Source organism: Halanaerobacter jeridensis, from assembly GCF_016908315.1.
Taxonomy (GTDB): Bacteria; Bacillota; Halanaerobiia; order Halobacteroidales; family Halobacteroidaceae; genus Halanaerobacter; species Halanaerobacter jeridensis.
On sequence record NZ_JAFBDQ010000010.1, the window covers coordinates 1 to 14,062 of the forward strand.

Genomic DNA, 14,062 nt, shown 5'->3' on the forward strand with positions numbered 1-14,062 from the left:
TGAGTCTTAATGAAGTGAAAGTAAAATCAATTTTGTATTACTTAATTTCCAATTTAAATTAAGTGAAATTGATTTTACTTGAATGAATTTTAGACTAATCATCCTAAATTTCTTAACGAAGAAATGCTTGCTCAGCCATCTCGAAGCTACACTTTATATAGATTATTCTTTACTCTTCACACACCGCTACCATCAAATAATATTTTTCATCCGCTTTAGGTTTTTCAATTATATCATCACGTTGACAAAATATTTCTACTTCCGTAAACGATGACAACAAATCACGAAACTCTTCTTCAGTATACTGACGATAATGATAAGGATTAGAACATTCTTCATCTCGTCCTTCTCCAAACGGAGTAGAGATAACTAAAGTACCATCCACTTTTAATAACTTTTTTAAATTATGAACAAATTGATAATCATCTTTTATATGCTCTACTGTTTCTATACTAATTATAGTATCAAACTTACCTAAGTTTTGAATTACTTGTTCATCAGTAGCCTCTCCCACAAAAAAGTTAGTTTGAGGATAATCATAAGTAACTCGAGCATATTCAATACTGCGAGCATCTATATCTACCCCCACTATTTCTTTAATCCCTTCTCCCATAGCTAATAAAACTTCTGCACCATATCCTACACCACAAGCGAAGTCTAAAACTCTTCCTTGAGCATATTTACTAGCAAATTTATAACGAGCTATATGTTCAATTAATAGCCCATTTTCAGGATGCATTTTTTTAGGAATTACTCTTTCTTCTGTTAATTCAAGATTCATTATTAATTTCCTTTCTTTCAGGCATTAATGCTTCAATAGTATAAATACACTTTGGATTCCATAATAACCAACTTGATATATTTTTATCCTCAACGGCTTTAATTTGAGCTTTGATTTCTTTCTGACTATAGATATGATATATAGAAAAATCCTGTAACCAAGGTCTAATCTTCTTCGTATTGGCTCCTAATTTTTCTTGAGCATCAGTTAAACTATTATAAATAATTTGATAAGGATTAGCAGCTGGGTCTTTTATTCCATAAATTCCTTCACTATAATGAGAAGGATACAACATCGGAGAAATATAATCTACTTCTTTAGCTATTTTCTTAATATCTTGACCAATTCCTAAATCATCATTAGCAGTGGTAGTTAAACCAAATAAATCAGCCGAAATAATAATATTATATCTATCTAAGTCTTGCTTAGCCTTTTTCAAGAAGGATACAATAGCTTCTACCCTCGATAATCTGGGGTCAGCCCTAAACACCAATTTACTATTATTACTTAAAGTAGGAAATCGAATATAATCAAATTGAATCTCATCTAATCCTAATCCAGCCATTTCTTGGGCAATATTTATATTATAATTCCAGACTTCTTCAGAATAAGGATTAGTCCATTTAGTACTATCAATAATACTAAATTTTTCTCCGGCATCAATAATATATTTTAAAGCATAATTACTATTTTGTAGAGCTAAGGCCCCATCCTTAAAAACTGCTATTCTACCTATCACATAGATACCTTGTTTTTGCCAATTACTAATTAACGTCTTCAGTTCTTGGCTATTTAAATTATAAGAAAATTCTTTTAAAGGTGCTGAAGCAAACGGAGTATAACCATTAATATCTTTAAGGTCAATAACAATCGAATTTAAACTACTCTCATTAATTGCTTTAATTATTCTCTTACGCTTTTTAGGATGACTTAAAGTCCAAAAATTAATATAAATTCCTTTTACATTTTTAGAGTATTCTTTCTGAAGTGATTTTAATCGCTTATAATCCAAACTATAGCTAGGCGATTTAAGATACATATCCTCTATTGTTAAATGACTTTTTACACCAAGATTTTCAGCAGCTAAAATTTTGAATCCCCATAGAAAATTCAGGATCAATAATCCTAATAATAAAATTATCTTTTTTCGATTCATTTTATCCCCCTCTTTAACAAGAGTACTTATATTATATCCTATCTGTATGGGGATTATTAGACTTAATTATTGTAAAAAAAGAAAAATGGAGGAATAACTCCTCCATTTTTGCATCTATTTTTCTGGTCTTAAATGTGGGAATAAAATAACTTCTCTAATTGATTGAGAATTTGTCAATAACATAATTAAGCGATCAATACCAATTCCTAATCCGCCTGCTGGAGGCATTCCATATTCTAAAGCTCGTAAGAAATCTTCATCCATCCGATGTGCTTCATCATCACCAGCTTCTCGTTGATCCATTTGTGCTTCAAATCTTTCTCTTTGATCAATTGGATCATTTAATTCTGAAAATGCATTAGCAATTTCATTACCAGCGATAAATAATTCAAATCTATCAGTGAAGTCTGGATTATCCGGATTTCTACGTGCTAATGGAGATACTTCAACTGGATATTGAGTAATAAAAGTAGGCTGAATTAATTGATCTTCTACAAATTCTTCAAAGAACTCATTAATAATAACTCCTAACTCATCTTCTTCTTCATATTCTACACTTTTTTCATCTGCAATTTCTTTAGCTTCTGCAACATCATCAATAGTACTGAAATCAACGTCTGCATATTCATCTATAGCTTCAACCATAGTTAAGGTCTTCCAATTGCTTAGATCAATATCATAGTCTCCGTACTCAATTTCTAATGTATCTAATGCTTCTTCAGCGACATCTTTAATTAAATTCTCAGTGATTTCCATAATATCTTTATAATCAGCATAAGCTTGATATAGCTCTAAAGAAGTAAATTCAGGATTATGCTTAGTAGATAACCCTTCATTTCTCATATTCTTTCCAACTTCAAAAACTTTTTCAAATCCACCAACAAGTAGTCTTTTTAAATAAAGCTCAGGGGCAATCCGCATATATAGCTCTGTATCTAGAGCATTATGATGAGTAACAAATGGTCTAGCCTCAGCTCCACCAGGAATTTCATGCATTAAAGGAGTTTGTACTTCTAGAAAACCTTGGTCTTCTAAATTTCTCCTAATACTATGTAATACCTTACTGCGGATTTCAAAAGTTTTCTTAACATCATCATTTACAATTAAATCAACATATCTCTGCCGATATCGTTTTTCAACATCTTTTAAACCATGCCATTTTTCAGGTAACGGACGTAATGACTTAGCAAGAATATCAAAGTCTTCTACCTGAATAGTTATTTCACCTTCTCCGCTTGTAAAAACTAATCCCTCAATTCCAATTTGATCTCCTATATCTAAATCATCAAAAATTTCAAATCCTTCTTCTCCTACATTAGATGCTTTAACATACAGTTGCACTTCACCTGACATATCTTTTAAATCAGCAAAAATAGATTTACCATGGTTTCTCACAGCCATAATTCTCCCTGCTGCTTTAACCATCACACTATCTTCTCTTAATTGATCATAATTATCTATTACTTCTTGGGTACTATGCTCTTTATTAAAATCTGTACCGTAAGGAGCAACTCCCTCTTCTTTTAACTCTTCCAAATTTTTACGACGATCTTTCATTAATTCATTCATTTCTGTATTTTCATTTGTCATTTCACTGATACCTCCATATTAATACTATTTTCTAATACCTAAAATTTTATACTCTACTTCCCCCGCCGGAACTTCTATAGTTACAACTTCACCAACACTATGACCTAACAAACCTTTACCAATTGGAGATTTATTAGAAATTTTACCTTCATCAGGATCAGATTCTGTCTGTCCTACAATTTCATACTCTACTTTCTCATCAAATTCTTCATCATGTAATGTTACAGTAGTCCCAACATTAACTTCAGTTGTATCAATACTATCTTCATCTATTACTTCAGCATGCTTTAATTTTTCTTCTAATTCTCTAATTCGACCTTCGATAAAAGCCTGTTCGTTCTTAGCATCTTCATACTCCGAATTCTCACTAATATCTCCTAACTCCCTAGCTTCCTTAATTCGCTGTGAAATTTCTTTCCTTCTTGGCCCTCTTAAATGATGTAGTTCATCCTTTAACTTTTTTAATCCTTCTTCAGAAACAAGAACTTTTTCTTCTTCCATATTTAAAACCCCTTTTCTTTATTATAATATCCCACTTTCAATTTATATAAATTTTATATATTTTAAAATCAGCTAGTACATCATTATAATTAAATTTGCAAATTTTGTCAAGCTTAAGTTACTTAAATTGTTCTCTATATCCCTGCAAAATAGCAGTCATTTCTTCCAAACTTTCTGCATGATTTACCTTTTCTTTTACAACAGTACAATTTCTTAATCCTTTTAAATACCAGGCAGCATGTTTTCTCATTTCTCTAACCCCAACGTATTCTCCTTTATATTCTACTAATTTTTTTAAATGATTTATTGCTGTTGTGATTTTTTGTTCTGGCTGAGGTGGAGATATAATTTCACCACTATTCAAATAATGAGCTACTCGCTTAAAGATCCAAGGGTTACCTTTAGCTCCTCGAGCAATCATGATTCCATCGCAATTAGTTAGCTCTAACATTTTCTCTGCATCTTCCGGGCCAAAAACATCACCATTACCGAAGACTGGTATCTTTAATGCTGCTTTCACCTTTTTTATAATCTCCCAATCTGCTTGGCCCTGATAAAATTCTTCCCTAGTCCGACCATGAACTGCCAAAGCTTGTGCACCATTTTCTTCAGCAATCTTAGCTACTTCAACTGCATTACGCTGGTCTTCATCCCAACCTGCCCTTATTTTCACAGTAACATGTGTATCCACTGCTTGGTCCATTGCAGCAACAATCTCACCTAACAGCTCCGGACGCTTCATCAACGCAGAACCATAACCACTACTAACAATTTTAGGCGCCGGACAACCAACATTCAAATCTATTATTTCCGGTTGTGCCTCATTCTCAACTATTTTAGCAGCTTCAGCCAAATCTTCTGGAGCATCCCCAAATAATTGTAGAGCAACTGGCCGCTCATCATCAGCTATTGTTAATAACTGTTTAGTTTTATCATTTCCATGGATCAATCCTTTAGCACTTACCATTTCTGTATAGACCAACCCACAGCCCTGTTCTTTAACTAAACGCCGATAGGGCAAATCAGTAACCCCAGCCATCGGAGCTAAAGCAACCGGCGGTTCAACTTTCACATCTCCTATTTTTAACAACCCTATCACCTCACTTTACTAATTGATAATAACCAATGGATAATTGAAAATTAGAATTCAAAAACATAAATTCAAAATTTAGACTTGGCAGTGCCAAGTCTCTACATACAATATTGGAAATCTATTGCTGTACTTATTGTTATTATTTTAACTTTTCTTCACTCTTCACTCTTCACTCTTCACTAATTACTATACTTTATCTAATTTCGTTCTGATATAATTCTTAATCCTTCTAATGTTAAAAACTGATGGTTAATATTTATTTCTTCTGTCGCAGGACTAATTAAATCAGACAAACCACCTGTAGCAACAACTTTAGCTTCTGGGGCAAACTCTTCTTTCATACGTTTAACTATTCCATTCACTAAATCTATGTAACCATATATAATTCCAGATTGTAAACTATCATGAGTATTTTTCCCTATCACATTTTCAGGTACTGCTAATTCTATTTTAGGTAATTTAGCAGCTTGAGAAAATAATGCCTCAGCTGAAATATTAATTCCAGGGGCGATAGAACCACCTAAATAAGCTCCATCTTCTGAAACAGCACAGAAAGTAGTTGCTGTCCCGAAGTCAACTATTACAAGTGGCCCATCATAAAGTTCATAGGCAGCAATAGCATTAACAATTCTATCTGCTCCAACCTCTTTAGGATTATCAACTCGAATTTCCATTCCAGTTTTAACACCTGGACCTACTATTAAAGGTTCCAAACCAAAATAACGTACTGCAACTTCTTCTAATATATTAATTACAGGTGGTACTACAGAAGAAATAATCATCTTATCTACTTCTTCCAACTCTAAATCTTCACTAGAAAATAAATTAAGTAATAAGATCCCGTACTCATCAATTGTTTTCTGTTTATCAGTCGAAATACGCCAATCAACTATTAATTCTTCTCCTTCATATAATCCTAGTACAGTATTTGTATTCCCAACATCAACTGTTAATAACATATTTTCACCGTCCTCTTCAGTTAAACTAATTTTGATGCCTCAGCGAGACATCACCTGAATAAACCTTTTTCTCTTGACCATCCACTTCTAAAATCAAAGCACCATCTTCAGCTATATCGATAGCAATACCTGAGATTTTATTTCTTGCACTGCTAACTACTACTTTTTTACCAATTGTATAGGCATATTTCTTCCACTCTTCTAACAAAGCATTAAAATCATTAATTTGCCGGTAACTCTCTTCAATAAACTTTAATAAATACTGAACAAATTTAATTCTATCTATCTTCTGCCCTAACTCGTGATAAAGTGTAGTTGCTCTATCTTGCACTTCAACTGGCAGATTCTTTTTATCAATATTAGCATTAATACCAAGACCAACAATTAAATAATTAATTTGGTCTAATTCAGCCCCCATCTCTGTTAAAATACCACTTACTTTAGCCCCATTCAACAGTACATCATTAGGCCACTTTATTTTAGGATCTAAATTAGTTAATTCAGCAATAGTTTTAGCTAAAGCAAGAGATGATAAATAAGTAGCCCTTGTAGCTAATACAGGTTTTAAATCTGGTCTCAAAATACACGATAACCAGATTCCACCTTTAGGACTAGAAAATTTACGGCCAACTCTTCCCTTAGCAGCAACTTGTTTTTCTGCTATCACAACAGTACCTTCTTTAGCATTATTCTCTGCTTGTTCTTTAGCTAATTGATTAGTCGAATCAACTTCATCATACTGAATTATATTTTGCCCCATAAATTCAGTATCTAATCCTAAATCTATTTCTTCTGGTAATAGAATATCCGCTGATTCTACTAAACGATAACCTAATTTAGAAGAAGACTCTATCTTATACCCCGCTTCTTTAAAATAATTAATATACTTCCAAATACTTGTCCGTGAAACCCCTAACTGCTTACTTAATTCTTGACCAGATAAATAATCAGCAGAATTTTTATGTAACAATTCTAAAACTTTAGTCCGCCGTAGTAATTTTTTTCTCATAAAATCCCCTTCTTTATTTAACTATTATTCTACAACACTTAATATCATATAATATCCTCTAGCAAAAATAAAATTTTATCACAAAATATATCTAAAATCATAATAAGGCTAACGAAAGTTCGCTAGCCTTAAAAATTATTATTTAGTCAACCTCAACAATTATAAACTACTAATGTCGGCTCTTTTTAAAGCTTTAACTACAGCTACTGTGATTAAAGATCCTACAATAATTTCTGGTAAACCATGAGTAACTGCAGTCACCCAAAATGTTTCAACATTAGGTAGATAACCTCGCCATAAAGCTAAAGATAAAACCCCAATTGTATTAGTAACAGTTCCTATAATTGCTGCAAAAATCACTGAACCCATTTTAGTAATCATATCTTTAGTCCATAAATAACTATATGCTGCTGTAATTCCAATTAATATCCGTGGTAAAATTGCTACTAAAGGATCACTAAAAAACGCCGCTCCCCTAATAAAACTTGCTAAGCCAAAAATTAATCCAATCAATGCTCCAACAATTGGCCCCTCGATAACTGCTCCAATAATTACTGGAATATGCATAATTGTAGCTGACCCTGCTGCAGTAGGCACTGGAATAAAACCTAAGGGAGTAAAACTCAACATAATTGCTATTCCGCCTAAAATCCCCACAATCGCTAGATCTCTTGTTTCAAAATTCATTTTTTATCCCCCTTACATAAGCTCATTATTATCATTAACCATTACAATTTTTGGATTTAGCTGCTTAGCTTTCTTATCATCAAAGCAACTATAAGAAATAATAATTACTTCATCCCCTATTTCAGCCTTTCTAGCTGCCGCTCCATTGAGACAAATCACACCTGAACCTCTTTCGCCTGCAATAACATAAGTTTCTAATCTTTGCCCATTATTATTGTTAACCACCTGCACTTTTTCATTAGGCAAAATATCTGCTGCTTCTAACAAATCTTGGTCAATAGTAATACTTCCAACATAATCTAAATTAGCTTCAGTAACCACCGCACGATGGATTTTAGATTTATGCATTATTCTTTTCATCACTAAACCTCCAGCATTAAATTATCTATCAATCTTGTCTGACCAATATAAACTGCTAAAGCAATTAATACTGAACCTTTAATTTCACTTAGATTTTTTAAAGAATTCTGTTTTACAATCTCTATATAATCTATATTATCTGTCTCCTCTTTAATTAAAGAGCTTATTTTTTCTTTAACTACTTCTACTCTTCTTTCTCCTTCATTAATTATTTCTTCTGCTAATTCTAAAGCTCGATATAATACTGTTGCAGATTCTCTTTCTTCATCATTTAAATACTGATTACGAGAACTTACTGCTAAGCCATCAGCTTCTCGTACAATAGGAATAGTTCTAATCTCTACAGCAAAATTTAATTCTGCCACTAGCTTCTTTACTACTAAAACTTGTTGAGCATCTTTTTGGCCAAAATAAGCCCGGTCAGGATTAATAATATTAAATAATTTACTAACAATTGTACAAATTCCTTCGAAAAAGCCAGGTCTAGAAGAAGCACATAAATTTTCAGTAATTCCTTCTATCTTAACTACAGTTCCATGGTCAGGATTATATATTTCATCTACACTAGGAGCAAAAACAGCATCTGCCCCGCCAGTTTCAGCTAGTTTAGTATCTCTCTTTAAATCACGCGGGTATTCTTCGTAATCCTCTCCGACTCCAAATTGAGTTGGATTCACAAAAATACTAACTATTACTAAATCATTTTCTTGTCTTGCTTTTTCCACCAAGGCTAAATGTCCTTGATGCAAATAACCCATTGTCGGCACAAACCCAATACTACCTTCTTCTTTATTTATAAATTCTCTCATCCCAGTGATTGTTTTATAAATTTTAATTGTAATTCATCCCCTTTATAAATTCAAGTTTGCTTATTTAGGAAATTTTACCTTAAGAAAAACTTTCCCCTGCAGTAGGGAATTCCCCTTGTTCTACATCCTGCTTATATGTTTTAATAGCCTTCTTCACTTTTTCACCTAAATTATCATATTCTCTTACAAACTTAGGTACAAACTGATTATTAATTCCTAACATATCATGAACTACTAATACTTGCCCATCACAACTTCTACCTGCTCCAATTCCAATCACCGGAATAGATAATTGATTTGTTACTTTAGCAGCTAAGTCTCTGGAAATACACTCTAAGACTAAAGCAAATACTCCAGCTTCTTCTAAAGCTAAAGCATCTGCAATTAATTTCTCTGCTGCAGCATCAGTTTGGCCCTGAACTTTAAATCCTCCAAATTGATGCACCGATTGAGGAGTTAATCCCAAATGTCCCATCACTGGGATTCCAGCTCTAATCACTGCTGCAATTTCATCAACTATTTCTCTTCCTCCCTCTAATTTAACTGCTTCTGCTTTAGCAGTTTTAATTAACTGCCCCGCATTCTTTACTGTTTGTGCTATATTTCCTGTTTTATAAGTCATGAACGGTAAATCAGCTACCAATAATGCATTTTCTCTACCTCTAGCAACTGCCTGAGTATGATAAATCATATCATCTAGAGTAACTTCTAAAGTGGTATCATAACCTAAAACCACCATCCCTAATGAATCTCCTACTAAAATAACATCTATTTCTGCTTCATCTATTAGTTTAGCAAATTGATAGTCATAAGCTGTTAGCATAGTAATCTTTTGATTATTATCCTTTTTATTTTGCAAACTATTAATATTAACTTTACTCTGCAATCTTTTCACTCCATCATTCTTCACTAATCGCTTAAAAAACAAAAAATCCTTCCCCAATCGGAAAGGACTACAAAGCTAACTAGACATAGTTAACCTTAATAATTTCTCTCGTCTCAGTCCAAATTGTGGATCTAAGCGAATAGTATTTGATTTGTTTTTTATTATACTATTTCAAGTAACAAATTGCAAGAAATGATAATTTAAAGAATACCTCCTGCAGCCTTTAAGCCACAGAAGGTAGTTCCTATTAGAATAAACCAGTTATTTTTCCATTTTTATCAATATCTATCTCTTCAGCTGAAGGTTTTTTAGGTAAACCAGGCATTGTTAGCACATCCCCCGTGAGAGCCACTAAAAAACCAGCCCCAGCTGAAACATTAATTTCTCTTACTGTTACTTCAAATCCAGTTGGGCGTCCTTTTAAGTTTGGATCATCGGACAAAGAAGCTGGGGTTTTAGCCATACAAACCGGCATATCATCAAATCCAGCTGCTGCCAATTTTTCTATGTCTTTTTGCGCTCCGCTAGTAAAAGTAATACTATCAGCACCATATATTTCTGTAGCAATAGTTTCTATTTTATCAGCAATCGAATCTTCTACATCATATAATAATTCAAAATCATTAGGCTGGTCAATAATCTCTAATACTTCTTCGGCTAATTCTAAACCACCAGCTCCACCTTTGGCCCATACTTGTGATAAAGCAACTTTTACTCCTCGCTCTTCACAATATTCTCTAATCATTTCAATTTCAGCTTCAGTATCACTATCAAATTCATTAATCGCAACTACCATTGGAGCTCCAAACTTCTGCACATTTTCAATATGTTTACCTAAATTCTCTAATCCAGCCTCTAAAGCCTCTAAATTTTCTTCAGTTAGATTATCTTTACTAGCACCACCATGCATCTTTAAAGCTCTAGCTGTAGCTACTAATACTACAGCATCAGGTGTTAAATCAGCAAACCTACACTTAATATTAAAGAATTTTTCTGCTCCTAAATCAGCTCCAAATCCAGCTTCTGTAACTACATAATCAGAAGTATGTAAAGCTAATTTAGTTGCCATAATACTGTTACAACCATGAGCAATATTAGCAAATGGTCCTCCATGAATAAAAGCTGGAGTATTTTCTAGAGTTTGCACTAAATTAGGTTTAATTGCATCCTTTAATAAAGCAGCCATTGCTCCTTCTACCCCTAAATCTTTAGCTGTAATTGCTTGGTCATCATTCGTGTAAGCTACTATGATAGAACCTAATCGTTCTTTTAAATCAAGAATATCTTCAGCCAAACATAAAATAGCCATTACTTCTGATGCTACAGTAATCATATAGCCATCTTCTCTTGTCTGGCCGTTCTTGCTTCCTCCTAACCCTACAACTATATTTCTTAAAGCTCGATCATTCATATCAACTACTCTTTTTAATAATACTTGACTTGGATCAATCTCTAATTCATTACCCTGCTTAATATGATTATCAATAGTAGCAGCTAATAAATTATGAGCAATTCCAATGGCATGAATATCCCCAGTAAAATGTAAATTAATATCTTCCATTGGTACTACCTGAGAATAGCCTCCACCAGCTGCTCCACCTTTAATTCCCATACAAGGTCCTAAGGAAGGCTCTCTTAATGCCACGGCAGTCTGCTTATCTAATTGATTCAGCGCTTGTCCCAATCCTACTGTAGTAGTTGATTTACCTTCTCCAGCAGGAGTAGGATTAATCGCTGTAGTTAAAATTAATTTTCCTGCTTCATTCTCTTCCAATAACCGTTGATAAGTTTCTAATTTAATTTTTGCCTTATAATCTCCATATAATTCAATATCATCTGCACTAAGATTTAAATCTTTAGCCACATCTTTAATTGAATCCATTTCTGTTTCTTGAGCAATTTGAATATCCTCTTTCATTATATGTAACCCCCTATTTTATAATTAAGATTTGGCACTGCCAAATCTATATATATTATATTCTTGACCTTTTCTTTAAACTATATTCTTAATTTCAATATTAGCAATTAGTTTTGTAATTTGAGCTTTTAACTACCCACTGACCACTAATTTCTAATAAAAAAAACCGCCTGAGCAAATAGTACTATCAATACTATCTGCCCAGGCGGTCGGCTAAAATACAGCACTATACTCCATTATGGTTGATTCCATATTGCTCCGCCAGTTGTATAGTACCTTATATTTTATTTATTCTTCTTTCTTAGATTCATCTTCTGCAACATCAGCTACTGAAGTTTCTTCTTTTGCCTCTAACTCTGCAGTTTCATTTTCTTCACTTGAAGAATCTTCTACTGTTGTTTCTTTATCAGCAGTATCTTCTTCAGATGAAGATTCAGCTACAAAAGTTCTATCTTTGTCTTTTTCTTCATCATCTTCCTCATCATAAAAGTCAGGCTTGTAATGAGTGATGATTTCTTTAATATCATCTTTTTCTAATGTTTCCTGCTCTTTTAATCGAGCCACCATCTCTTCAACCATCTCTTTATTATGATCTAAGATATCCATAGCTCGTTCATAAGCAGATTCTACAATATGCTTAATTTCTGTATCAATATCTGAAGCTACTTCTTCACTATAATTTCTACTTCTAGAAATATCTCGACCTAAGAAGACTTGGTCATTATTCTTCTGACCTAAAGTTAATGGTCCAAGCTTTTCACTCATTCCATATTCAGTAACCATACTGCGAGCTATTTTAGTAGCTCTTTCTAGGTCATTTTGAGCGCCTGTACTAATATCTTCTAAGAAGATTTTCTCGGCTACTCTACCACCTAATAAGGTAGTGATTTTATCTCTTAATTCTTCTTTAGTAATAAAGTCTTTATCTTCTTCCGGTAGATTAATTGTAAATCCACCAGCACGACCACGAGGAATAATCGTTACTTTATGCGTAGGGTCTGAGTGTTCTAAAAGCTCTCCTAATAAAGCATGACCAGTCTCATGATAAGAAACTATATTCTTTTCTTTTTCATTAATTACTTTACTTTCCCTTTTTGGTCCAGCAATTACTCGGTCAACTGCATCATCGAATTCTAACATAGAAATATATTCTTTGTCTCGTCTAGCAGCTAAAATAGCTGCTTCATTAGCTAAGTTCTCCATATCAGCACCTGTAAAACCAGGAGTTCTACGTGCTAAAACCTCTACATCTACATCATCATCTAGAGGTTTGTCTTTAATATGGATTTCTAAGATTCCTTTTCGAGCTCTAAAATCAGGTTTATCAACAATAACTTGTCTATCAAAACGTCCAGGACGCAGTAATGCTGGATCTAATACATCAGGTCGGTTAGTAGCAGCCATTAAGATGATACCTTCATTAGGCTCAAAACCATCCATTTCAACTAATAGCTGGTTTAAAGTCTGTTCACGTTCATCATGACCTCCACCTACACCGGCACCTCTTTGACGACCTACAGCATCTAACTCATCAATAAATATAATACAAGGTGAATTTTTCTTACCTTGTTCAAATAGGTCTCTTACTCTTGACGCACCAACACCAACAAACATTTCAACAAAATCAGAACCGCTGATAAAGAAGAAAGGAACTCCTGCTTCTCCTGCAACGGCCTTAGCCATTAAAGTTTTTCCGGTTCCTGGAGGACCTAGTAGCAAAACTCCTTTTGGAATTTCAGCTCCTACTTTTGTAAATTTCTCTGGGTTCTTTAAGAATTCTACTACTTCTGTTAATTCTTCTTTCACTTCTTCATAATTAGCAACATCATCAAATGTCACCTGGTTTTCTTCATCTTCTTCATGCATTTTAGCTTTATTTTTCCCAAACGACATCATTTTATTGCCGCCACCTTGCATTTTGTTCATAATAAACATTAAGGCAGCAATTAAAATAACAGTAGGTAATAAATAAGCAAATAATCCAGTCCACCATGGTGGTTCTGGCTCAGGTTTAGTCTCAATTTGCACTCCATTATTTGTTAAAAGTGTTTCTATTTTGTCTATTGTTCCGGGGATATCTATTTTAAACTGTTGACCAGTCGTTGTAGTCCCCTCAACTACAGTTTGACCTACAATTGTAACTTTTTTTACCTTATTTGTCTCCACTCGATCAATAAATTGACTATAGTTTAACTGTTGCTGTGTTTGATTTGGCCCAATTACATATTGAGCTATTAAAACACCTACAGCAATAATAATTAAATAAAATCCAATACTTTTAGAGAATTTTTTCAACTAATAAGCCTCCTTCCT

The 14,062-nt window shown here is 33.4% G+C and carries 13 protein-coding genes and 1 riboswitch; all 13 genes read right to left on the bottom strand.

Features of this window, described 5'->3' with window-relative positions; genetic code table 11:
• Positions 1 to 169 precede the first annotated feature (169 nt).
• Complete coding sequence (locus tag JOC47_RS09890; protein WP_239551089.1) at positions 170 to 781, bottom strand: class I SAM-dependent methyltransferase; 612 nt, start codon at positions 779 to 781, stop codon at positions 170 to 172.
• Entirely contained in the window at positions 771 to 1,937 is a 1,167-nt protein-coding gene (locus tag JOC47_RS09895) for a putative glycoside hydrolase (RefSeq protein WP_204701923.1), read from the bottom strand. The genes JOC47_RS09890 and JOC47_RS09895 overlap by 11 nt, the downstream gene beginning before the upstream one ends.
• 114 nt (positions 1,938 to 2,051) lie before the next feature.
• Positions 2,052 to 3,527: a lysine--tRNA ligase gene (gene lysS / locus JOC47_RS09900; RefSeq protein ID WP_204701924.1), complete on the bottom strand. Its 1,476-nt coding sequence runs from the start codon at positions 3,525 to 3,527 to the stop codon at positions 2,052 to 2,054.
• Between the two features lie 24 nt (positions 3,528 to 3,551).
• Positions 3,552 to 4,028 carry a transcription elongation factor GreA gene (gene greA / locus JOC47_RS09905; protein ID WP_204701925.1) on the bottom strand — a complete coding sequence of 159 codons (477 nt, stop codon included), beginning with the start codon at positions 4,026 to 4,028 and terminating at the stop codon, positions 3,552 to 3,554.
• Between the two features lie 118 nt (positions 4,029 to 4,146).
• Complete coding sequence (dusB, locus tag JOC47_RS09910) at positions 4,147 to 5,118, bottom strand: tRNA dihydrouridine synthase DusB (protein WP_239551091.1); 972 nt, start codon at positions 5,116 to 5,118, stop codon at positions 4,147 to 4,149.
• A gap of 200 nt (positions 5,119 to 5,318) precedes the next feature.
• The gene (locus tag JOC47_RS09915; RefSeq protein ID WP_204701926.1) at positions 5,319 to 6,080 is read right to left on the bottom strand and encodes a type III pantothenate kinase; all 762 of its coding nucleotides are present in this window, start codon (positions 6,078 to 6,080) and stop codon (positions 5,319 to 5,321) included.
• Positions 6,081 to 6,105: 25 nt separating this feature from the next.
• The gene (locus JOC47_RS09920; protein ID WP_204701927.1) at positions 6,106 to 7,089 is read right to left on the bottom strand and encodes a biotin--[acetyl-CoA-carboxylase] ligase; all 984 of its coding nucleotides are present in this window, start codon (positions 7,087 to 7,089) and stop codon (positions 6,106 to 6,108) included.
• 159 nt (positions 7,090 to 7,248) lie between these two features.
• Positions 7,249 to 7,776 carry an ECF transporter S component gene (locus tag JOC47_RS09925; protein ID WP_204701928.1) on the bottom strand — a complete coding sequence of 176 codons (528 nt, stop codon included), beginning with the start codon at positions 7,774 to 7,776 and terminating at the stop codon, positions 7,249 to 7,251.
• A 12-nt stretch (positions 7,777 to 7,788) separates the two neighbouring features.
• Positions 7,789 to 8,136, bottom strand: coding sequence for an aspartate 1-decarboxylase (panD, locus tag JOC47_RS09930; protein ID WP_204701929.1), 348 nt, complete (start codon positions 8,134 to 8,136; stop codon positions 7,789 to 7,791).
• A gap of 2 nt (positions 8,137 to 8,138) precedes the next feature.
• Positions 8,139 to 8,972 (bottom strand): pantoate--beta-alanine ligase, encoded by an 834-nt coding sequence (gene panC / locus JOC47_RS09935; RefSeq protein ID WP_204702022.1) that lies wholly within the window; start codon positions 8,970 to 8,972, stop codon positions 8,139 to 8,141.
• A gap of 52 nt (positions 8,973 to 9,024) precedes the next feature.
• The gene (gene panB, locus JOC47_RS09940; protein WP_369127965.1) at positions 9,025 to 9,873 is read right to left on the bottom strand and encodes a 3-methyl-2-oxobutanoate hydroxymethyltransferase; all 849 of its coding nucleotides are present in this window, start codon (positions 9,871 to 9,873) and stop codon (positions 9,025 to 9,027) included.
• A 205-nt stretch (positions 9,874 to 10,078) separates the two neighbouring features.
• Positions 10,079 to 11,749 (bottom strand): formate--tetrahydrofolate ligase, encoded by a 1,671-nt coding sequence (locus JOC47_RS09945; RefSeq protein ID WP_204701930.1) that lies wholly within the window; start codon positions 11,747 to 11,749, stop codon positions 10,079 to 10,081.
• 192 nt (positions 11,750 to 11,941) lie between these two features.
• A riboswitch (ZMP/ZTP riboswitch) is annotated at positions 11,942 to 12,028 on the bottom strand.
• Positions 12,029 to 12,037: 9 nt separating this feature from the next.
• Positions 12,038 to 14,044, bottom strand: coding sequence for an ATP-dependent zinc metalloprotease FtsH (ftsH, locus tag JOC47_RS09950; protein WP_204701931.1), 2,007 nt, complete (start codon positions 14,042 to 14,044; stop codon positions 12,038 to 12,040).
• Between the last annotated feature and the right edge of the window lie 18 nt (positions 14,045 to 14,062).

Coding starts and splice junctions, on each gene's coding strand:
- JOC47_RS09890 (WP_239551089.1), bottom strand. CDS start 781: ATGAATCTTGAATTAACAGAAGAAAGAGTAATTCCTAAAAAAATGCAT.
- JOC47_RS09895 (WP_204701923.1), bottom strand. CDS start 1,937: ATGAATCGAAAAAAGATAATTTTATTATTAGGATTATTGATCCTGAAT.
- lysS (WP_204701924.1), bottom strand. CDS start 3,527: ATGACAAATGAAAATACAGAAATGAATGAATTAATGAAAGATCGTCGT.
- greA (WP_204701925.1), bottom strand. CDS start 4,028: ATGGAAGAAGAAAAAGTTCTTGTTTCTGAAGAAGGATTAAAAAAGTTA.
- JOC47_RS09915 (WP_204701926.1), bottom strand. CDS start 6,080: ATGTTATTAACAGTTGATGTTGGGAATACAAATACTGTACTAGGATTA.
- JOC47_RS09920 (WP_204701927.1), bottom strand. CDS start 7,089: ATGAGAAAAAAATTACTACGGCGGACTAAAGTTTTAGAATTGTTACAT.
- JOC47_RS09925 (WP_204701928.1), bottom strand. CDS start 7,776: ATGAATTTTGAAACAAGAGATCTAGCGATTGTGGGGATTTTAGGCGGA.
- panD (WP_204701929.1), bottom strand. CDS start 8,136: ATGAAAAGAATAATGCATAAATCTAAAATCCATCGTGCGGTGGTTACT.
- JOC47_RS09945 (WP_204701930.1), bottom strand. CDS start 11,749: ATGAAAGAGGATATTCAAATTGCTCAAGAAACAGAAATGGATTCAATT.